Genomic DNA, 20,757 nt, shown 5'->3' with positions numbered 1-20,757 from the left:
GAATCCGTGATAGCCGCACATTGCACCCATGGAAATGCTCCTTTCGATTTTATATCACACAATAAATTCCTATCTTGTTGTGCCTTAGTGCGGTATACGCACAATTATCCCCTCTGCGTTATCCGTTCGTGTCCCCCTTGGCCATTTGTGATACACTAACTCAATCATCTATGAGGGCCGTTGTCTTGTTGATTATAATGTTCATAAGCATTGACCTGTACACTCAGGACAAACTTCCTATTATTGATATGCATCTACACGCCCTTCCCGCCGCCCAAAACGGGCCGCCCCCTAACGCCATCTGCGCCCCACCGCTAGAGATGCCGATACATGACCCGTCAAGGCCCTGGGCTTCCGCTTTTATGGAGTTACTACAAAATCCAACATGTGAAACGGCCATATGGGGGCCGGCGAGCGACCAAGAAGTGATGGATCAAACCCTAAAACTGTTGGAAAAGCACAATATCTATGCTATGACCAGTGGTTCCCTGCTTGATGCCTATATTGAAAAGGGGGGTGAACGGATCATTCCCGGTCTGGGATTTAGTTTTTTTCATAAGGGGATGACAGCGGAAAAAGTACAGATGCTCCTGGCTTCAGGTAAGTTCAAGGTCTTTGGAGAGGTTGCCATTCAATACAACGGCGTATCACCCAGTGATTCGCTTTTCGCCCCATATGCCAAAATTGCAGAGGCTTTGGACATCCCCATGGGAATACATGTAGGCACGGGACCCCCTGGGGCGCCTTACCTTCCCGGCGTTGAAAATTATCGGGCAAAATTACACAGTCCCCTAGTAGTGGAAGAATTGCTAATGCGACATCCCAAATTACGGATTTACCTCATGCATGCCGGATATCCAATGATCGATGATCTTTTGGCCGTATTATGGGCGCATCCTCAAGTATATGTGGATGTGGGGGTCATTTGCTACGCAATTCCAAGAAAGGCCTTTCACAACTATTTAAAGCGTATTGTTGAGGCCGGTTACGGAAAACGCGTATTGTTTGGTTCCGATCAAATGAATTGGCCGGGAACTATTGAAGTGGGGCTAGAAGCAATCGAGACCGCTCCTTTTCTTAGCCCTAAACAGAAGCGGGATATATTGTACAACAATGCGGCTCGCTTTTTACGCTTAAGCGAGGAAACCATTGCAAAACATCATACTAACTAATTACTAAATCAAATACATTCTAAATGAAAAACAACAAAAATACTAGCAGAAGATATTTTTTTAAGAACACTGCCCTGGCAACGGCCGGATTGGTAACCGTTCCCATGCTCAACTTCGCTCACCAAGTACCAGCTGCACCCGCGGAGAGCATCTATTTGATAGGGCCCCAAGAAGGCTATTCCCCACAGATCGGAACCCTCTTATCTACCATGACCATGATGCGCCAATGGGTCATTCAATCGGTAAAGGACCTCACTATGGAACAATTGGATTTTCAAATTGATGATCAGTCCAACTCCATTGGGGCCATGCTATTGCACCTGGCAGCCACGGAACGCTATTATCAACTCAACACCTTTGACGAAATGACCTGGGGAACATGGAACGATGAAATAAAACAGGAATGGGATGTCCCGATGGGCCTGGGCGAAGAAGGCCGAAAGCAGATCAAAGGGAACACAATAGACTATTACCTCACCAAAATGAAGGAGGTACGGGAGGTGACCAAAAAGGAGTTTGCCAAAAGGGACGATTCCTGGATTATGATATCGGAACCCTTCTTCGAAAACGAACCCACCAACAACTACTGCAAATGGTTTCATGTGTGCGAGCATGAATCGAACCACAGGGGGCAGATCAAATTCATCAAAAAACGCCTAAAGGTCTAATTATGAAACAGCTGTTGTATATCGTATTTTTACTGATGTTATGCCCTCCTGGAGCAGCACAGGAATCTTTTAGCACCACGCGAACCCAGGAAGAGATAAACAAGGAAATTGCACGAAATTTTTTCCTGGACCTCTGGTTCAGCAACAATACCGGCAACTACAAAAAATACGTAGCGGACACCTATGTTGTTCACGATATCGGGGACCGAAAAGGAGTTACCGAACAGGCAGTAGAGCAGAAGAACATAGCGGATTTCTTTTGGAACAATGGGGAGATGGACTGTAAGTTCGATTACCAAGTGGCCGAAGGTGACCTTGTAGCTACCCGATGGACGATTTCTTACAGGCCCAATACCTTATTCGGAAAATTCTTTTTAGCAAGCGATGAACCCTTCAGTATTATCAATGTATTCCGAATCAAAGATGGAAAGATCGTAGAGTTCTGGAACCATCGCCACGATATAGACACCCCGCAGACCATGAAATTTGTTTTTAAGGGACTTTTATGGGGTCTTCTCATTGCCTTGATACCTACTTTCTTTGTCTTTAGGTTGCGCAGAAAACTAAAAGCCCTTAGGCGCTAATTACAGTCCTGTACCTAAATTCAAAGCTTGAATATCATTTTTCGTCCCAAAATTTGTGCCTATCGACATAGAGCTCTCCCATCCTGCATTTTAACAAAGGACCCGCCGGAAGATACTTCCACGTTCCCATAACTTTTCTTACCTTGTTGGCCGAATCTAAATCAATCAATAGACAGATATGAAACTTGTTTTTTCCGTATTGTTCTCCTGCTTCTTACTCGTAAGTCTCCAAGCCCAGGGCCCACAAAACTGGGAAGGAAAATTTGAACCCATAGATCGTATGATCGAACCGCCAAGCCCTTACCGATCCGCTAGTGGGGCACCGGGTAAAGCTTATTGGCAGCAACGCGCCGATTATGTTATTAAAGCGGAACTGGATGAAAAGAACAACATGATCAGCGGGGAAGAGACCATTACCTACCACAATAACGCCCCGGAAGACCTTAGTTACCTATGGGTACAATTGGATCAAAACGTGAACCGTAAGGAAAATGAGGACTTTGGTGAAGTCATGGGCACGGTTAGGGATTCCATGACCACCAGGCATATGCAATTCCTTACCCGGGCCATTGATTTTCCCGCGGGCTATACCATAAAATATGTAAAGGATGCCAACGGAAAATCCATGAATTCGTTGGTAAACAACACCATGATGAAAATACGTCTGGACCAACCCTTGAAATCGGGTACCTCCATCAGCTTCTCCATTGCCTGGTCCTATCCCATTACCGATCGCAGCCTATACCTTCTCTCCAGGGAAGGTTATGAATACTTCCCTGAGGACGACAATACGGTCTATCTCATTGCCCATTGGTTTCCAAGGATGGCCGTATACAACGATACGGAGGGTTGGCAAAATCAACAATTCCAGAAACTGGGCGAATTTGCATTGGAATTTGGTGACTATGACGTGGAGATCAAAGTACCTGCCGATCATCTCATCGCGGCTACCGGAGAGCTACAGAATACCGATGCCGTGCTAACTGCCGAACAGCGCAAGCGTTTGGACCAAGCCCGCAAATCCTTTGACGCCCCTGTGATGATCGTTACCCCAGAAGAGGCCGAGGCCAACGAAAAGACCAAGGCCAACCGAACCAAAACCTGGAAATACAAGGCCACCAATGTGCGCGACTTTGCCTTTGCCTCTTCCCGTAAATTTATTTGGGATGCACAGGCCGTACAGTTCTCGGACCATATCACAATGGCCATGTCCTTCTATCCCAAGGAGGGCCTTCCTGTTTGGAGTGAGGAATCTACAAAAGCTGTGGTACACGCCTTGGAGGTCTATTCCGATGCTACCTTTGAATACCCTTACCCCGCGGCTATTTCAGTAAACACCTCCAACATTGGCATAGAATTCCCTATGATCAGTTTCAATGGGGGCCGACCCAAAAATGGAAAAATTAGCGAACTGGCCAAGGCTGGGATGATCAGCACCATAATCCATGAAGTAGGTCACAATTGGTTTCCCATGATCGTAAGCTCTGATGAACGAAAGTGGATGTGGATGGACGAGGGCCTTAACACCTTCATACACCAACGTACCCTGGAAGAGCGGTATCCACAGTTTAACCATACCACCCCTAAAACCATTGTGCCCTATATGAGCGGTGACAAGAGCATTATGCGCCCTATTATGGTTACCTCGGACAATGAACTGTTACAACAGATCGGGGCCAATTTCTATCAAAAGCCTACGGTAGGCCTGCAAATTTTGCGGAATTCGGTCATTGGACGCGAACTTTTTGATGAGGCCTTTAGGGAATATGCCAACCGCTGGAAATACAAACACCCCAATCCGGCCGATCTCTTCAGGACCTTGGAAGATGCCACAGCGGCCGACCTCGATTGGTTCTTTCGAGGTTGGTTCTTCACCACGGATCAAACCGATATGGAACTTACCAATGTAAAGTGGTTCAAGGTATTGGAAAAGGATATCAACTTGGAAGGAGAAACCCAAAAGGTGAACCTTAAGATCGGAGGAGAAAGCGCCGGTGAGCAAGCAAAGGACTTCACCAGCGGACCGGAGGATATAACCATGATTTCCACCCCGGATGCCAACTACGGCCAATTTCTGTCCCGATTGGACGAAACAGAGCTTAGGAAACAACTGGCAGACAAGAATATCTATGAGCTCACCATCAAGAATGTAGGCGGACTGGTTATGCCCGTTACCGTGGAATGGGAGTACACGGACGGCACCAAGGAAGTTGATCGCCTGCCGGCCGATATCTGGCGTTTAAACGAACACCTGATCAAAAAGACCTTTATCAAGGAAAAGGAGGTAAAGCAAGTACATTTGGATCCGAATTTCGAATTTGCCGATATCGATATGGAAAACAACAGCTTTCCCAAGAAGGAAGAGCCGTCGGAGTTTGATAAATTAAAACAATAACGCTAAGTAATAGGGAATCTTTGGTCCATAACGGTATTGCATTGAAAGCAATCTGTCCGATAGGTTATTTTTGAATGATGGGCACACAGCTAAAAGATCAATTGGGGAGAAAACTTATACTGACCCGATCCCCTACCCGTATCATATCCCTTGTCCCCTCCCAAACGGAATTATTGGTGGCCCTGGGATTGGAAGAGGCCATTGTTGGACTTACCAAATTCTGCGTGCACCCAGCGCATCTGATCCAACAAAAAAAAGTGGTGGGCGGTACCAAAAACATCTCTTATAAAAAAATAGGGGCGTTGCAGCCCCATATTGTTCTCTGCAATAAGGAAGAAAATACAAAGGAAATAGTGGCGGAACTGGAAAAAGAGTATCCAGTATACGTTTCGGATGTAGCCACGGTGGAAGACTCCCTGGAAATGATAGCCCATTTCGGTCAACTTTTTGGCTGCGCCGAACGGGCCGCGGCCCTAATCACCAAAATAAATGGGCAGGTCGCGGAATTTAAGGAATTCGTAAAGGGCAAACCCAAGCTTCGGGTGCTCTATCTTATCTGGAAAAACCCATGGATGACCATTGGGAAGGACACTTTTATACATTCCTTATTGACCCTCAACGGTTTTACCAATGCCTTCGCCAACCAAACACGATATCCGGAAATTGATGAACAAACGTTCCAAAGCGTCCCTGCGGATGTCATTTTTTTATCATCGGAACCGTATCCGTTTAGGGAAAAACACAGGGCGGAGGCACGACAGCTACGACCACAGGCCAAAATATGTCTGGTGGATGGCGAATATTTTTCCTGGCACGGTTCACGGCTCGCGGATGCTTTTAGCTACTTTAAGGAATTACATGCCGAATTGGCGAACTCCTGATTCCCAGCCTATTTGTTGCGAAAGGGATTTAGTGATTTACAAAAAGAAAAGTTAAGTTTTACCAAACGTTCGGTAATTAATAATAATCGATTATCTTTGCCCCATGCGACCACAGAAAGTACAAGATCCGGAAATGCTGCAGGGACTAATGTCCGTTTTACGCGCCAAGGGCTATGATGGTGCCAGTTTAATGGAACTGGCCGAGGCTGCGGGCCTTAAAAAGGCAAGCCTGTACCATCGCTTTCCTGGCGGCAAAAAGGAAATGGCCAGTGCGGTCCTAGCCTATGTGGAGGATTGGGTGACCCAACATATTTATGGCGTCCTCGTGAACGAGGCCGAAACTCCAAAAAAACGTTTGGCGCTAGCGTTGGACAATACGCGCCAGCTCTACCAAAAGGGCGAGGCCATCTGCATTTTTAGGGCCATGAGCATGGATACGGGGATGGCACTATTTGGGGAACAGATTGCTCAGGGCCTACAACAGTGGGTAGATGCTTTTACCAAATTGGGTACGGATCTGAAACGTTCAAAATCGGAAGCCAAGGCATTGGCCATTCAAAGCCTAATTGATGTGCAGGGGAGTTTGGTAGTGGCCAAGGGCATGGGCACCACGGACATTTTTGAGGACGCTTTAAAAAAAATTCGAGCACGTTATGTAAGTTGATATTTTTTTGTTCGACAAATTTACCGAACGTTCGGTAATAAATGTTATTCAACACCACGAATTGATTAAAATCTAAAAACAAACAAGATGAAAACAGTAATGAAATTTTCCTTAGTATCCCTATTAGTGGCAGGAACTTACCTCGGTTTGGTTTCCGGCACCGTACAACCCTTGGATGGGGACCCCGTCAAAGAGCTCTTAAGCTCGAAAGAGAAAAGCACCTACCCTACCCTTCACAAGACCCTGGAAGTCAATGGTCTGGAAATTTTTTATCGCGAAGCCGGTAACCCTAGCGCACCTACCCTAGTATTGTTACACGGCTACCCTACTTCCTCTCACATGTTCAGAAACCTGATCCGTGACCTGTCATCGGACTATCATCTGATCGCCCCCGATTATCCGGGTTATGGACGCAGTGAGCAGCCCCCTATGGCAGAATTTGACTATACCTTCGACAATTTTGCCGACATCGTAGATGGGTTATTGGAACAATTGAACATTGATCGTTACAGTCTTTATGTCATGGACTATGGTGCTCCCGTGGGCTATCGCATCTTTGCCGAACATCCCGAGCGGGTAAGCTCCTTCATTGTACAGAACGGAAATGCCTATGAACAAGGCCTGGCCGATTTCTGGGATGCCCTGCGCGCCAATTGGGCGAACAATACGCGAGAGACCCAAAAAGCACTTGAAGGTTTTCACCAACTTGGCGGTTTAAAATGGCAATACCTACACGGTGTACAGGATTCCACCAAGGTAAGTCCGGACAACTGGCATGTGGACCTGCAACATTTGAGCAGACCCGAAAACAACGAGATCCAATTGGCCATGTTCTATGACTACCGAACCAATGTGCCTTTATATCCTGGATGGCAAAAACTCTTTAGGGAATACCAGCCCCCTATGTTGGTTGTCTGGGGCCAGAACGATTATATTTTTCCTCCCGTAGGCGCACATCCCTATAAAAAGGATCTGAAAAATTTGGAATTCCATTTGTTGGATACGGGGCACTTTGCCCTAGAAGAAAAAGGCGATGAAATTGCCGACTTTATTTTAAACTTCTTGAAAAAGAACGATATCAGGTAAACAACACTTGGTGTAGTGCAAAAGGGAGTTGGGGGCATTTAGGATTGTTCCCCGATTCCCTTTATTAATGAAAAATTGTGGAAAACGTATTTCATAAAGGGAAAGGGGCGGTTCTAAAAATAATCGCTGAGGACAAAGGGGCACGACACCCGGCTCATAGGTAGCAATCCGAAATTTTCCCATGGGCCGACAATTTCCTTGAATAACGGCATACTAACCGTCCGATCAAAACTTCTGATTCCCGTATCGTAGCCTCGCAATACACAGCCATTTAACGCAAATTTTATTAAATCCATAAAAAAGTGAAAAAAAATTAACTTTTTCACTAAATTGTATCCAATTAACTGGCAATACTAAAAAAGGCCCAACTAAACATTACTATATGTCAACATCCGCTTCTACTGCCGTTGGCGCAAAAGGGTTTGCCAAAACCTTGCGCAAGGACAAATGGTGGTTGTATCCGGGTATGGTACTTTTTGGGCTTACCGCCTTTCTTGTATATGGCTTTTGGTCTGCCTGGCAGGCCGATTTTTATTGGTACAGTGCCGGACAAGAAGGCTTCGGGGGGTATCTGGCCCCATTTTATTCTCCCCTCCTATTTATCAAGGAAGGTGTAGCCGGCGCTGCACCTATGGAACATTCCCTGTTTGGCGCATGGCCCGATTGGTGGCCTAGTTGGATTCCCCCATCCCCCTCGCTACTTATCCTAGCGATTCCTGGGATATTTAGATTCACCTGTTATTACTACAGAAAAGCATATTATAGAGCGTTTACGGGAACTCCCCCTGCTTGCGCCGTAGGGGCCCTGCCCCGCAAGGGAAAATCAGGATATAAAGGGGAAACGGGACTCATGCTCGTGCAAAACCTACATCGATACGCCATGTACTTTGCCATGTTCTATATCCTGGTCTTCTTTTATGACGCCTATTTATCTTTTTTTAGAGGTGGGGAGTTTGGGCTCGGAGTAGGCAGCATTCTGTTATTGGGGAATCCCATTTTCCTCGCCGCTTATTCCTTTGGTTGCCATTCCATACGACATCTTTTAAGCGGCAGTAGGGACTGTTACTCCTGTGGCGCTAGAGGAAATATAGCCCACAAAAATGGAAAAATTGTCGGCTGGCTCAACCAACGTCATGAGCTATTTGCTTGGCTCAGCTTAATTTGGATAATGATTGCCGATTTCTACGTCCGCATGGTTTCCATGGGATACATCACGGACCTCAACACCTGGGGGTAAGTAAAAAAAACGAAGATGTTAGATATATCTGAAATAAAGACCATTGAGCACGATGTACTTATCGTTGGTGCCGGGGGAGCTGGACTCAGTGCTGCCATTGAGGCTTCGGCCCAAGGGATGAGCACCGGGATTGTAATGAAATCTTTGTTAGGCAAGGCACATACCGTAATGGCCGAAGGTGGTATGGCCGCTGCCCTGGCCAATGTGGATGAGCGCGACCATTGGAAAATTCATTTTCGGGACACGATGCGAGGGGGGAAATTTCTGAATGTATGGCGTATGGTGGAACTCCACGCAAAGCTCGCTCCAGAACGTGTACGTCTCTTAGAGGAATGGGGAGCTGTTTTTGATCGGACCAAGAACGGTTTGATTAACCAAAGGAATTTTGGCGGACACCGTTACCCAAGATTGGCGCATGTAGGAGATCGAACGGGCCTGGAAATGATACGTACATTACAAGATCACGGCATCCATCAGGGAATTGAGACCTATATGGAATGCACCGCTCTGGACCTGCTTAAAAATGAACATGGAGAAGCATGCGGAATTGTCTGTATGTGGCGTGAAACGGGTACCTTTACAATATTCAAGGCCAAATCGATCATATTTGCTACCGGCGGGGGAGGAAAAGCATGGGATGTAACCTCAAATTCGTGGGAATATACCGGTGATGGGTATGCCATGGCTTATGAAGCCGGTGCAGAACTTATGGATTTGGAATTCAATCAGTTCCATCCTACCGGAATGGTATGGCCACTATCGGTGAAGGGCATTTTGGTCACCGAAAGCGTTCGCGGCGAAGGTGGAATCCTTCTGAACAATGAGGGGACTCGGTTTATGTTTAATTACATCCCTGAACGATTTCGCTCCGAAACCGCCGACACCCAGGAAGAAGCTGCCCGTTGGCTCGCTGGCGACCCCAATGCCAGACGCCCTCCGGAATTGCTCACCAGGGATGTGGTTGCACGGGCAATCAACGAAGAAGTTAAGGCGGGAAGAGGTTCAACACATGGGGGAGCCTACCTCAACATAGCCACCCAACGGTCGGCCGAGGACATTAAGAGGAAATTACCCTCCATGTACCATCAATTTAAAGTTTTAGCGGAACTGGATATTACCAAGGAACCCATGGAAGTGGGTCCTACCTGCCATTATTTTATGGGAGGTATACGGGTGGATGCCGATACAACCATGAGTTCCGTTCCCGGATTGTTTGCCTGTGGGGAATGCGCTGCCGGAATGCACGGGGCCAATCGCCTGGGTGGTAATTCCTTGTCCGATCTTCTTGTTTTTGGATATTTATCGGGTAAAAATGCTGCAACTTATGCTAAAAAAGTAACTACACATTCCGTATTGGACAAGGAGCAAATACGTAAAATAATTCGGAATGCCACCGCCATTTTAAACCGTGATTCGGGAGCCAATCCTTATCTATTACATGAAGAATTGGAACAGAACATGCAGACCAATGTAGGCATTATAAGGACAGAGGCCGAGCTCCAACTGGGAATCGATCGATTGGAAGAAATTAAGGAGGCCTATACCACGGTGAAGGCAAAAGGTACAAGCCAATTTAACCCTGGTTGGCATGAGGCTTTGGGCTTGCGCAACCTTTTGATTACCGCAGAAGCCGTTGCACGGGCCGCGCTAGAAAGGGAAGAAAGCCGGGGTGCGCATACGCGGGCAGATTTCCCGGGAGAACAGGCAGCATGGCTTCATTATAATATTGTGATTACCAAGGGAGATGATGGAAATATGCAGCTTACCAAAGTAGAGCGACCAGCACCGGATGCCGAGCTGGAGCGCATAGCGCAATCGTCTATCGAAGCTCTTGAAGCGGAAATTGCAGGCGAACAGGAAGCTGCGAAGACCTAATTTTTAAAGCGAACGACGACCATACAAAAAAAGGATAACCCATTAAATAAAACGAAGTACAACTTCTAATTCGAAAAAACATGGCGACACGTAAATTTCAAATCTACAGGGGAGACAGGGACGGTGGAGCTTTGGTGAATTTTGAAACTGAGGTAAAGGAGGGCATGGTGGTTTTGGATGTAATTCATAAAATTCAGGCGGAGCAGGCCAACGATCTGGGCGTTCGTTGGAACTGCAAAGCGGGAAAATGCGGATCCTGTAGTATGGAAATCAATGGAAAGCCAAAATTGTCCTGTATGACCAGAATGAACGAATACGGGCCAGACGAAACGATTACCATTACACCCCTAAAAACCTTTCCCGTAATCAAAGATCTGGTAACCGATGTGTCTTGGAATTATACCCAGAATAAAAGAATAAAACCGGTTAAACTACATCCCGATGCCAAGACCGAAAAGGGATATGTGATGTATCAGAAAGATGTGGATCGCGTTCAGGAATTTCGAAAGTGCATCGAATGCTATTTGTGCCAAAATGTTTGTCATATTCTTCGCGATCACGATAAAAAAGAAGAATTTGTCGGTCCTCGATTTATGATTCGGGCGGCTAGTCTCGAAATGCACCCCTTGGATACCGAAGACCGAATCCCAGAACTAAAAAACGATTTCGGGTCGGGCATGTGCAATATTACACGTTGTTGTACCGATGTATGTCCGGAGCATATTAACCTCACCGATAATGGTATTATACCACTCAAGGAACGTGTTATAGATAGGTATTACGATCCAGTTACCATCATAGCCCGCAAAGTGTTTGGTAAAAAGAAAAAGAAACTGCCCCCTATCAAGTAAAATCTACCGGGGAACCCAAATTAGTTTTGTACATATAGCACAGTTTAAAACCTAGACGTCCAAATAAGGCTGTACGCCACCTCGGTCCTTGGCCGGTTGGAGTTTAAACTCCTGAATTCCCCTTACACAGGCATTCCATCTCAACACAGCATCCTCATTTCCCTGAGGTCGGATCTTTTCCGCTTCTTCGTAAAAACGCATAGCATTTTGATAGTGTTCATAGGCAATATACTTAACCCTAGGCGTGTCTCGATTAAGGGCCGCTTTACCTAAGCGCTCTTCAATAATACCATGATAATATTGTTGTTCATATTCACTGCTCAGCTGGGAGCATAACTCCTGTGCCTCAGCAGGGGAAGAACGTTTCTCTGCACCAAATTGATCCGTAATCGCTAAAATCAGGATCAAAAGTGCAAGTTGATGATCGGGTTCAACTTTTAGAATATCCCTGCAAATACTTTCGGCCTGAATGGGTTCATTGAGCAACCTATAGTGCTTTGCTCTGGTTACGGCCTTGGGAATGGAATCTTTGGAAAGCGGCTTAAGTTGTAACATAGAAAAAAAAATTAATCCTGGATTAGATGCATCTGAACTTTGAATATACGAATTTATTGGAAAATAGTATATAATGGAAATCCTATTGTGATGTGATATTAGGGCGGGGCATGGGTGGAACTTTCTTCTTTCCATGGCCTTTTAAACCAGTCGTCACAACCAACTATGCACGTGATTGTCTAAACTTTAAGGGAGTTAGGGCCATTCGTTTCTTAAAAACCCGGTTGAAGGCAGCCTCTGAACTATAGCCCACGGCATGGGCAATCTCACCAACGGATTGACTCCCAAGGATCAAAAGTTCCCTGGCGCGTAGCATACGCCAATGGGTAATGTAGTTCAAAGGGGTATCGCCTAACAGGTCCTTAAATCGTTTGCTAAAACCGGTGCGTGACATCCCGGCAATACGGGCCAGGGAAAGCAACTGCCAATTCGCTTCGGGCGCGTTGTGTATTTCCCTAAGGGCTTTCCCAATTCTACGGTCCTGTAAGGCGGCCACAAAACCACTTTTTGCGCCTCGGTTAAAATAGGCCCTTAAGGTATGTACAAAGAGGACTTCTCCCAGTTTGTTGCTTATGAGCTGACTCCCCTCCCATTTCTTTTCTGCTTCCTCGATAACAAGATCCGCTATGCCCTGCAACCAGGAAAGTTCCTTTTTCTCGTCCTGTGAAATATGGATAAATTCAGGAAGTTCCTTGAGCAATGGATGATCCACTGTTCGGTCAAAATCAAAATGTCCACATACCAGGGTGGTTGCGGCAGCTTGCCCTTGGAACAAGGGCTTTCCGTTCATAATGGCCCTCACCACCTTGGGTCCATTTTCCCGTTTACTGGTTTCTTGATCGGCCAACCAATGTTCCCCTCCCATAGGGAAGACCAGAACATCCCCTGCTTCCAGCGGAAAGGTCTCACCACCTATTCGCGCCAAACAACTCCCTTGGGTTACCAGATGAAATTGGGCAAAAGGACCTTTAGGAATGTCCATGCCCCAGGGCGGTGAAAAATCCGATTTAAAATAGACCACACTGGACAGTCTAATTTTTTCCAAAATGTCGCTCAGTATATCCATGATATTTTGTACGATTGAGCAAATATAATGTATTTTTTATCATTAATAGAACAAAAAACTAGCATAGCTTTGATGCCATATCTAATTCCTTAAAAACTTAAAACATGAAAAAAAAGATTAAGTTGCTATCCGTGGCCCTAGGGGTAACGGGTATAATCTCAGCACAAAGTGTCAATACGGACGAAAACAAATTGGCCAATAAAGGCTATGATGTGGTCAACTATTTTACTACTCATACCGCCGCTAGGGGCAGTGCTGAATTTTCAGCAAAGCACCAGGGGGCGACTTACTATTTTGTAAATGCGGAAAACCAAAAGTCCTTTCAGCAAAATCCGACAGCCTATTTACCTCAATTTGGTGGCTACTGTGCCTTTGCTGTAGCAAAAATGAATCAAAAAGTACCTGTAGATCCCGAAACCTTTCGAATAGATGATGGCAAGTTGTACCTCTTTTACAACGACTTCTGGGAGGGGAAACCATTCAATACCCTGGTACCCTGGTTGGGCAATGAGGCCGAAATGGAAAAATTGGCCCTTTCCCATTGGAAGGCCTTGAAGGACAATTAGTTTCTTAAGCGGCCCGGAAGAAAAGCAATACGTTTCCGGGCCGTTTTAAATCCCCCTATGCCCCGCCAAAGTACCAGGCCATCAAAAGGACTTCATCCCTTTATGCTTGCCAACAGATGCCTACAACAGTACTTTTATCCCAAAAGTTTATTTATTCGGGACCCCAGGTTGGTCCGAACACTTCTAAAAAAGTGGGAAAGCCATAGTTAGAACACTTCCCCAATACTACATATAGGTACGACATGATCTGCCGAAACTGCCGTTTACACAGAAAAACGGGATGAATACCAACGACGAACTGCATATTACACATATCACACACTCCCCATCCGCATCTATTGTAATTTCGTTATCTTTAAAGGTGTTGACCTGTAGTGCGCTACTGTTTTCTTCCCCCACCTAAACTATAGGAGCCCGTTGTGTTACGTTTTGACTCAATATAGCATCAATAGGCCCTTATTGTCACTCAGGATTGCCAGCACCCGCTATTGACTCTTTTACAGCATAATCAAAAACTAATGAAAGCATAAACAACCGTAATACAACCTAAAATTTGAACAGATGAAAACAAAAATGAACCTAGCGCTGCTTGGAGTAGCGCTAGTAGCCCTTGTTTATTTTTTAATCCCGTCATCCGCCGAAAATCGGCCGGATAAATCGCAACAGGCTTCCTTTAATTTTATTAAATGCACCGTTGCCAAATACCTTTTGACCGAGGTGGACACAACACAACAAATTTCGCCCCTATTCGAGAATTTGGGCGACTTGCATTTTCCCATTACCACTTCAGAGGAACGGGCACAGATTTTTTTCGATCAAGGTCTAAGGCTCACCTATGCCTTTAATCATGCGGAGGCACACCGTTCGTTCATGGAGGCCTCCCGTTTAGATCCCAAGGCGGCAATGACCTATTGGGGGCAGGCCTACGCATTGGGGCCCAATATCAACGATCCCCAGCCCGATGAGGCGCGAAAGAAAAAATACAACGAGGCGTTGGCTAAGGCAAAAGGCCTCGCCGGAACAGCCACACCCAAGGAGCAAGCGTTGATCAAGGCACTGGAATCCAGGTATAGCGAAAATCTGGAAACGGACGTAGCCGAACTCAATATAGCTTATATGAAGGCCATGGAAAAGGTGGTGACTGCATATCCGGAAGATGACAACGTACAGACATTTTACGCGGCATCGGTAATGAACACCGTACCCTGGAACTATTGGGATGATAAAGGCAATCCGTCACCAAATATCGCAGAGGCGAAGGCCGCACTGGAAAAGGCCATTGCCCTTAATCCAAATAATCCGGGAGCGCACCACTACTATATCCATATGGTAGAACTCCCCAAGCCCGATCTTGCGGTTCCAAGTGCCGATAAATTGGCGGGACTAATGCCCGCTGCCGGTCATATTGTGCACATGCCCTCGCATATCTATATTCGGGTGGGTCGGTATCTGGACGCGGTTAAAACCAATCAGGCCGCTATCCTGGCAGATGAGGACTATATTTCACAATGCTATTCACAGGGCTTATATCCCCTGGGGTATTATCCACACAACATCCATTTCCTATGGTCGGCCGCTAGCCTCTTGGGCGATAGCGATGTGGCCATTGATGCCGCCAAGAAAACCGCGGAAAAGGTACCCACCGGGGAATTGGCTACGCTGCATTTCCTACAAGATTTTGCGTCTACCCCCATGTTAGCCTATACCCGCTTTGGTAAATGGAATGAAATTCTCACCATACCTGCGCCCAATCCGGAAATAAAACATTTGCGATTAATCCGTCATTACGCACGAGGTATGGCATTTATAAGAAAAAACAACGCCAAGGAGGCCCGGGAAGAACTAGAGGCCCTTGCAGCGCTCAAAAAAGATCCCGATCTGGAAAATCTGGTAGCAACCGCAAATAACAATTCCGCCGCTGTTGCCGGAATTGCATACGAAGTAGTGGCCGGCGAGTTGGCCGCCCTTAACGGAGATCTCCCCAAGGCCATGGAACACCTAAAAAAAGCGGTGGTCCTTGAAGACGGGCTCACCTATACCGAACCTGCGGCTTGGCATATCCCCACACGGCAGAACCTAGGCGCAGTTTTGATGCAGGCCGAAAAATATTCGGAAGCAGAGTCCATTTATAAAGAGGACCTGAAGGTGCTGCGACAAAATGGATGGTCGCTTCTGGGTCTTTATCAAAGCTTACAGGCACAGGATAAAAATGAAGAAGCACAGCGTATTAAGGAGGAATTTGATGCGGCTTGGCAACATGCGGATATTGAGATTGCCAAATCCGTGCTGTAGTGTCAAGTGCTGTTAGACAGGGAACGCTTAAGCACATCACATGGGGTTTATGAACAATACGACCATTTCCAAGGAACTGATTTTCTTTGTTTCACTGATTGCTATTGTGGCCGTCCATAAAATGGTGATTACCGAAAAACAACCTCCCATTTATCAACCCGCTGATCTAAATCCGGAATTGGTAGATGGGAGCATGCAGCAATTGAAGGAAAACCATCGGGTGTCCAATTTTAGCTTAATCAATCAGCTTGGTGAACGGATTACCCATCAAGATTACGAGGGCAAAATCTACGTAACCGATTTCTTTTTCACCAGATGCCCGAGCATATGTCCCATTATGACTTCCAATATGGCAAAACTACAGGAAAGGTTCATGGATGTAGAAGCAGTAAGGTTGTTATCGATCTCGGTGACCCCGGAAATGGACAGTGTACCGGTACTGCAAAACTATGCGGAAAGGCATGGAGCCGTAGCTTCTAAATGGAATATTGCCACCGGGGACAAAAAGCATATATACACCTTGGCCAGGAAGAGCTATTTTGCGGTCATGGAGGAAGGTGATGGCGCCTTGCAAGATTTTATCCACACGCCCAATTTTGTGCTTGTAGACAGCGAAAAACAGATTAGAGGTATCTATGATGGTACCAAGGAGGTGGAAATCCGTCGCTTGATAAAGGATATTGAACTCTTGCTGGATTAATCTCAAAAAAGGAATGGGAGCAGACAGTCTCTTATCCCTTATAGGTTTTGGACCTCTGCCTTTGCGGTTTCAAATTCTGTCAGCATATCCGCGATGATTTGGGCTGCCGGTTTAATATCGTGGATCAAGGCCGCCACCTGTCCGATCTCCAGTTCCCCTTCTTCCAAATCGCCCTCGAACATGCCGCGTTTGGCGCGCGCGCGCCCTAAAAGGTCTTTTAGTTCGTCCACCGTAGCGCCGCTGGCGTAGGCCTGTTGGACATCTTGATAGAATTTATTTTTCAACAGACGAACCGGGGCCAGTTCTTTCAGTGTCAAATGGGTGGCACCCTCCCCTGCCTGTACCACCATATCCTTGAACAAGGGGTGTGAGGAAGCCTCATGGCTGGCCACAAAACGGCTGCCTACCTGTACGCCGTCAGCGCCCAGTACCATTGCGGCCAACATGGCTCGTCCTGTAGCTATACCGCCCGCCGCAATCAGTGGAATACGTATTTTCTCCCGTACTGCTGGAATTAGGGTAAGGGTGGTAGTCTCATCCCGTCCGTTGTGCCCGCCGGCCTCAAATCCTTCGGCCACAACCGCGTCCACACCGGCTTCCTGGGCTTTTAAGGCAAACTTTACACTACTTACCACATGCACCACGATAATTCCCCGTTCTTTGAGAAAAGAAGTCCACACCTTGGGATTACCGGCCGAAGTAAAAACAATCTTCACCTCCTCTTCCACAAGGATATCCATGATTTCCTCAAGATCGGGATACAGCATAGGCACATTTACCCCAAAGGGTTTGTTGGTGGCCTGTTTGCATTTTTGTAGATGTTCCCGAAGAACATCGGGATACATAGATCCGGAACCGATAATGCCCAATCCGCCTGCCTTGGAAACCGCTGCGGCCAAACGCCAGCCACTGGCCCAAATCATCCCTGCTTGCACAATGGGGTACGCTATGTCAAAAAGCTCCGTAATCTTATTTTGCATGGTATACTTTCTATATGCTGATGGGTTAGATGTTTTGATTATTTAACTGATGGCCTATGGCGTTCCCCTTTCATGAAATTACTCCAGAACCGATTAACTCGTCATTTATGTACCAAGCCACGAACTGGCCTTCTGTGATGGCCGACTGTTTTTCTTCAAAATCAACATAAAGCCCACAATCAATCTGATGTAATGTGGCTTTCTGCAGGGGTTGCCTGTAACGGATTCTGGCCATGACCTCCATGGACTCATCTATATGCAACTCCAGGTCTGGACGTACCCAATGCAGCTCGTCATTGGTAACAAACAGGGTGCGCCGGTAGAGACCAGGATGTGATTTTCCTTGACCGGTGTAGATAATGTTTTCCTTTACGTCTGTCTCGATGACAAATAGCGGTTCCTTGGTGCCTCCTACATCCAACCCCTTGCGTTGGCCCTTGGTAAAATAATGTGCCCCTTGATGTTCGCCCACCACCTTGCCGTGATGTTTTTGATACACGGGCTTCTCCGCATAGAAGGCCAGTTCTTTGGCCTTGGTACCGAATTTCGGTACCGCAAGCTGATAGTGTTCGGCATCAATGGGTACTTCAACGATGACACCCTTTTTAGGCTTCAATTGTTGTTGAAGAAAATCGGGCAAACGTACCTTTCCTATAAAACACAACCCTTGGGAGTCCTTCTTATCCGCAGTGATCAAATTGTTCTCTGAAGCAAGTTGGCGGACCTGGGGCTTGGTAAGCTCCCCGATCGGAAACAAGGTTTTAGCCAACTGCTCTTGTGAAAGTTGGCACAAAAAATAAGACTGGTCCTTATTCCCATCCACACCGGCCATAAGTCGATACGTTTCGGTACCATCGGCATGCTGCAGTATTTCTTTTCTACAATAGTGTCCCGTTGCTACATAATCTGCTCCCAACTGCAGGGCAATCTTTAGGAAAACATCGAATTTTATTTCCCGATTGCAAAGCACATCCGGATTGGGTGTACGGCCCTTTTTGTATTCGCTGAACATATAGTCCACGATACGTTCCTTATAGGCCTCGCTCAAATCGACCGTTTGAAAGGGAATCCCCAATTTTTCGGCCACGATCAGGGCATCATTGCTGTCCTCGATCCAGGGGCATTCATCTGAAATGATTACGGAATCGTCATGCCAGTTTTTCATAAACAGGGCAATGACCTCATAGCCTTGTTGCTTCAGCAAGTATGCGGCCACACTAGAATCCACTCCCCCCGAAAGTCCGACCACTACCTTTTTCATTATACTATCTTTTTAAGGGGCAAAAATACAAAATATTTAGGGTTGCGCATAGGCTTCATTTTGACCTATATAAAGTTGATCTGCTCTTACTCAAGAACGAATTTATAGGAAGGGCTAGGGCTCACCCTAGAGGATTCCAAGTAGCTGCGTTTGCAATCCTGATCCTTTCACGATACCAAATACAATAAGTCCCACCCCTTGGATTCAAAAATTCGATCTTATAGGTTTTTCAGTTTGTTAAACTTTTATTAAAAATACTTAAACAAAAGCAACCTTGTTTAATATTGTGGTCTATAAGTTAAACAATTTTATAAAAGACACTTATTTAAACTAATCAAACCTGATAGTTTTGTCATGCCCATATTGAACGGAGCTTAAAAGTGTTTAATTATAACATATGTATGTGAAACAATTCAATTAATCTTAACTGTAAAATGTACTACTATGAAATTTTTCTCTAAAATCTTTACCCTTTCGGCCCTGGTCCTGGCCTTTTCCTTTATTATCTCCTGTTCCGATGATGACGATGGCAATGAAATGGAACCTATGGCGGATTCCAATATTGTTGATCTTGCCCTTGCTACCGATGATCTCAGTAGCCTAGTGGCAGCACTTCAGCGAGCCGATCTGGTAAGCGCCCTTCAGGCCGATGGTCCCTTCACCGTATTTGCTCCAACCAACGATGCTTTTACGGCCTTTTTAGCGGCCAACAACTTTGCAAGTTTAGAGGATGTACCTGTAGACCTTCTTACCGATGTACTCCTTAATCATGTGGTATCAGGTGAAAATCTTTCTACTGGCCTTAGCACGGGATATATCTCTTCCCTATCCACAGCAGGTGTGGGCGGCAATAACCTAAGTCTCTTCATAGATACCTCCAGTGGCGTGTCAATCAATGGTGTGGCAACGGTGACCACCCCAGATGTAGAGGCTTCCAATGGCGTTGTTCATATAGTAAACGGGGTCATCGGCCTTCCTAATATCGTGGACCATGCCGTGGCCAATGGTGACTTAAGTGAACTCGTTGGCGCACTCACCGCCGGTGGCAACACCACCTTTACGGACCTTCTTTCGGACGCGGGCACCGACTTCACTGTTTTCGCTCCTGTTAATGCAGCCTTTACCGCATTTACCAATCCGAATGGCAATGACATCAACAACGTCTTGTCCAATCACGTAATCGCAGGTACGGCAGCTTTTGCCGCCTCTTTGTCCAACTCCTATGCCTCCACGGCTGGAACCAATGCCGATGGGGATAACCTAAGTCTCTATATCAATGCGGACAGCGGGGTTACCCTTAATGGAATCAGTACGGTAGCTGCGGCAGACATTGTCGCCACCAATGGCGTTATCCACGCTGTGGATGCCGTAATAGATATTCCTACCGTCGTAAGCTTTGCGGTGGCCGATCCCAACTTCTCCACCTTGGTAAGCGCCTTGACCGAGTTGACCCCAGCCACTGATTTTGCCGGAATCCTTTCCAGAACAGAAGGAGGAAACATGGACGATATAAATCCTGATTTTACAGTCTTTGCGCCTACCAACGACGCCTTTGCGGCCTTGGCAGCTATTCCGGACGAACCGGTATTGACCCAAATATTGTTGCACCACGTTATTGGCGGGGCCAACGTACGTTCTGGTGACCTTACCGACGGTATTTCTCCGGCCACCCTGGAAGGGGATGCCATCACCATCAACCTTCCTGGGACAGGTGATAACATCGCAGACGTTACTGATGGTGCCGGGAATACAGGCATCGGCATAACCGCTGTGGATGTACAAGCGGCCAACGGTGTAATCCACGTATTAAATACGGTACTCCTGCCCGATACGACAAACTAGTAGCTGCTGGGAACTTTTAAATCAAAATTGGAAAAAGAAAATTAGGTTTGCCTAAATGCTACGAAAGACTCCCTTTAATTTA

The 20,757-nt window shown here is 46.4% G+C and carries 18 protein-coding genes; 14 read left to right on the top strand and 4 right to left on the bottom strand.

Going from position 1 to position 20,757, the window contains the following annotated elements; genetic code table 11:
- Window positions 1-170: 170 nt before the first annotated feature.
- The 10 genes from ACRD67_RS19355 (at window position 171) to ACRD67_RS19310 (ending at window position 11,413) form a co-directional block, all read left to right on the top strand.
- Window positions 171-1,172 carry an amidohydrolase family protein gene (locus ACRD67_RS19355; RefSeq protein WP_430968940.1) on the top strand — a complete coding sequence of 334 codons (1,002 nt, stop codon included), beginning with the start codon at window positions 171-173 and terminating at the stop codon, window positions 1,170-1,172.
- Window positions 1,173-1,195: 23 nt separating this feature from the next.
- Window positions 1,196-1,840 carry a DinB family protein gene (locus ACRD67_RS19350; RefSeq protein ID WP_430968939.1) on the top strand — a complete coding sequence of 215 codons (645 nt, stop codon included), beginning with the start codon at window positions 1,196-1,198 and terminating at the stop codon, window positions 1,838-1,840.
- A gap of 2 nt (window positions 1,841-1,842) precedes the next feature.
- Entirely contained in the window at window positions 1,843-2,424 is a 582-nt protein-coding gene (locus ACRD67_RS19345) for an ester cyclase (protein WP_430968938.1), read from the top strand.
- A gap of 178 nt (window positions 2,425-2,602) precedes the next feature.
- A complete protein-coding gene (locus ACRD67_RS19340; protein WP_430968937.1) occupies window positions 2,603-4,819 on the top strand; it encodes a M1 family metallopeptidase in 2,217 nt (738 codons plus the stop codon).
- Window positions 4,820-4,893: 74 nt separating this feature from the next.
- Complete coding sequence (locus ACRD67_RS19335) at window positions 4,894-5,700, top strand: ABC transporter substrate-binding protein (protein ID WP_430968936.1); 807 nt, start codon at window positions 4,894-4,896, stop codon at window positions 5,698-5,700.
- 103 nt (window positions 5,701-5,803) lie between these two features.
- Complete coding sequence (locus tag ACRD67_RS19330; protein ID WP_430968935.1) at window positions 5,804-6,364, top strand: TetR/AcrR family transcriptional regulator; 561 nt, start codon at window positions 5,804-5,806, stop codon at window positions 6,362-6,364.
- Between the two features lie 87 nt (window positions 6,365-6,451).
- Entirely contained in the window at window positions 6,452-7,450 is a 999-nt protein-coding gene (locus ACRD67_RS19325) for an alpha/beta fold hydrolase (protein ID WP_430968934.1), read from the top strand.
- 382 nt (window positions 7,451-7,832) lie between these two features.
- Window positions 7,833-8,687 (top strand): hypothetical protein, encoded by an 855-nt coding sequence (locus ACRD67_RS19320; protein WP_430968933.1) that lies wholly within the window; start codon window positions 7,833-7,835, stop codon window positions 8,685-8,687.
- 15 nt (window positions 8,688-8,702) lie between these two features.
- Entirely contained in the window at window positions 8,703-10,562 is a 1,860-nt protein-coding gene (locus ACRD67_RS19315; RefSeq protein ID WP_430968932.1) for a fumarate reductase/succinate dehydrogenase flavoprotein subunit, read from the top strand.
- An 80-nt stretch (window positions 10,563-10,642) separates the two neighbouring features.
- On the top strand, window positions 10,643-11,413 hold the full coding sequence (locus tag ACRD67_RS19310; RefSeq protein ID WP_430968931.1) for a succinate dehydrogenase/fumarate reductase iron-sulfur subunit: 771 nt from the start codon (window positions 10,643-10,645) through the stop codon (window positions 11,411-11,413).
- A 51-nt stretch (window positions 11,414-11,464) separates the two neighbouring features.
- On the opposite strand, the gene ACRD67_RS19305 is transcribed toward ACRD67_RS19310, so the two are convergent.
- Both ACRD67_RS19305 and ACRD67_RS19300 read right to left on the bottom strand, forming a co-directional pair.
- On the bottom strand, window positions 11,465-11,968 hold the full coding sequence (locus tag ACRD67_RS19305; protein ID WP_430968930.1) for a hypothetical protein: 504 nt from the start codon (window positions 11,966-11,968) through the stop codon (window positions 11,465-11,467).
- Window positions 11,969-12,131: 163 nt separating this feature from the next.
- A complete protein-coding gene (locus ACRD67_RS19300; protein ID WP_430968929.1) occupies window positions 12,132-13,034 on the bottom strand; it encodes an AraC family transcriptional regulator in 903 nt (300 codons plus the stop codon).
- 104 nt (window positions 13,035-13,138) lie between these two features.
- On the opposite strand from ACRD67_RS19300, the gene ACRD67_RS19295 reads away from it, so the two are divergent.
- The 3 genes from ACRD67_RS19295 to ACRD67_RS19285 all read left to right on the top strand — a co-directional run bounded on the left by ACRD67_RS19295 (window position 13,139) and on the right by ACRD67_RS19285 (window position 16,592).
- Window positions 13,139-13,600 carry a YHS domain-containing (seleno)protein gene (locus tag ACRD67_RS19295; protein ID WP_430968928.1) on the top strand — a complete coding sequence of 154 codons (462 nt, stop codon included), beginning with the start codon at window positions 13,139-13,141 and terminating at the stop codon, window positions 13,598-13,600.
- Window positions 13,601-14,161: 561 nt separating this feature from the next.
- Window positions 14,162-15,892: a tetratricopeptide repeat protein gene (locus tag ACRD67_RS19290; RefSeq protein WP_430968927.1), complete on the top strand. Its 1,731-nt coding sequence runs from the start codon at window positions 14,162-14,164 to the stop codon at window positions 15,890-15,892.
- Window positions 15,893-15,932: 40 nt separating this feature from the next.
- Window positions 15,933-16,592 (top strand): SCO family protein, encoded by a 660-nt coding sequence (locus ACRD67_RS19285; RefSeq protein WP_430968926.1) that lies wholly within the window; start codon window positions 15,933-15,935, stop codon window positions 16,590-16,592.
- A gap of 38 nt (window positions 16,593-16,630) precedes the next feature.
- Here the strand turns inward: ACRD67_RS19285 and ACRD67_RS19280 are convergent, their stop codons facing one another.
- Together ACRD67_RS19280 and mnmA are read right to left on the bottom strand one after the other, a co-directional pair.
- Window positions 16,631-17,572, bottom strand: coding sequence for an NAD(P)H-dependent flavin oxidoreductase (locus tag ACRD67_RS19280; protein ID WP_430968925.1), 942 nt, complete (start codon window positions 17,570-17,572; stop codon window positions 16,631-16,633).
- A gap of 70 nt (window positions 17,573-17,642) precedes the next feature.
- Entirely contained in the window at window positions 17,643-18,833 is a 1,191-nt protein-coding gene (gene mnmA, locus ACRD67_RS19275; protein ID WP_430968924.1) for a tRNA 2-thiouridine(34) synthase MnmA, read from the bottom strand.
- Window positions 18,834-19,277: 444 nt separating this feature from the next.
- Here mnmA and ACRD67_RS19270 point away from each other — a divergent pair, with 444 nt between their 5' ends.
- Window positions 19,278-20,675: a fasciclin domain-containing protein gene (locus ACRD67_RS19270; protein WP_430968923.1), complete on the top strand. Its 1,398-nt coding sequence runs from the start codon at window positions 19,278-19,280 to the stop codon at window positions 20,673-20,675.
- Window positions 20,676-20,757 lie beyond the last annotated feature (82 nt).

This window comes from Eudoraea algarum, assembly GCF_050589645.1.
Classification (GTDB): Bacteria; Bacteroidota; Bacteroidia; order Flavobacteriales; family Flavobacteriaceae; genus JBNGOQ01.
The sequence above is the reverse complement of the archived record's forward strand: the minus strand, read 5'-3'. Positions and strand labels throughout refer to the sequence as shown.

What these genes read in the sequence shown, in the direction of transcription:
- ACRD67_RS19335 (WP_430968936.1), top strand. Translation starts at nt 4,894, where the DNA reads ATGATGGGCACACAGCTAAAAGATCAATTGGGGAGAAAACTTATACTG.
- ACRD67_RS19290 (WP_430968927.1), top strand. Translation starts at nt 14,162, where the DNA reads ATGAAAACAAAAATGAACCTAGCGCTGCTTGGAGTAGCGCTAGTAGCC.
- ACRD67_RS19310 (WP_430968931.1), top strand. Translation starts at nt 10,643, where the DNA reads ATGGCGACACGTAAATTTCAAATCTACAGGGGAGACAGGGACGGTGGA.
- ACRD67_RS19340 (WP_430968937.1), top strand. Translation starts at nt 2,603, where the DNA reads ATGAAACTTGTTTTTTCCGTATTGTTCTCCTGCTTCTTACTCGTAAGT.
- ACRD67_RS19330 (WP_430968935.1), top strand. Translation starts at nt 5,804, where the DNA reads ATGCGACCACAGAAAGTACAAGATCCGGAAATGCTGCAGGGACTAATG.
- ACRD67_RS19270 (WP_430968923.1), top strand. Translation starts at nt 19,278, where the DNA reads ATGAAATTTTTCTCTAAAATCTTTACCCTTTCGGCCCTGGTCCTGGCC.
- ACRD67_RS19305 (WP_430968930.1), bottom strand. Translation starts at nt 11,968, where the DNA reads ATGTTACAACTTAAGCCGCTTTCCAAAGATTCCATTCCCAAGGCCGTA.
- ACRD67_RS19320 (WP_430968933.1), top strand. Translation starts at nt 7,833, where the DNA reads ATGTCAACATCCGCTTCTACTGCCGTTGGCGCAAAAGGGTTTGCCAAA.
- ACRD67_RS19325 (WP_430968934.1), top strand. Translation starts at nt 6,452, where the DNA reads ATGAAAACAGTAATGAAATTTTCCTTAGTATCCCTATTAGTGGCAGGA.
- ACRD67_RS19350 (WP_430968939.1), top strand. Translation starts at nt 1,196, where the DNA reads ATGAAAAACAACAAAAATACTAGCAGAAGATATTTTTTTAAGAACACT.
- ACRD67_RS19355 (WP_430968940.1), top strand. Translation starts at nt 171, where the DNA reads ATGAGGGCCGTTGTCTTGTTGATTATAATGTTCATAAGCATTGACCTG.
- ACRD67_RS19315 (WP_430968932.1), top strand. Translation starts at nt 8,703, where the DNA reads ATGTTAGATATATCTGAAATAAAGACCATTGAGCACGATGTACTTATC.
- ACRD67_RS19295 (WP_430968928.1), top strand. Translation starts at nt 13,139, where the DNA reads ATGAAAAAAAAGATTAAGTTGCTATCCGTGGCCCTAGGGGTAACGGGT.
- ACRD67_RS19300 (WP_430968929.1), bottom strand. Translation starts at nt 13,034, where the DNA reads ATGGATATACTGAGCGACATTTTGGAAAAAATTAGACTGTCCAGTGTG.
- ACRD67_RS19285 (WP_430968926.1), top strand. Translation starts at nt 15,933, where the DNA reads ATGGGGTTTATGAACAATACGACCATTTCCAAGGAACTGATTTTCTTT.
- mnmA (WP_430968924.1), bottom strand. Translation starts at nt 18,833, where the DNA reads ATGAAAAAGGTAGTGGTCGGACTTTCGGGGGGAGTGGATTCTAGTGTG.
- ACRD67_RS19280 (WP_430968925.1), bottom strand. Translation starts at nt 17,572, where the DNA reads ATGCAAAATAAGATTACGGAGCTTTTTGACATAGCGTACCCCATTGTG.
- ACRD67_RS19345 (WP_430968938.1), top strand. Translation starts at nt 1,843, where the DNA reads ATGAAACAGCTGTTGTATATCGTATTTTTACTGATGTTATGCCCTCCT.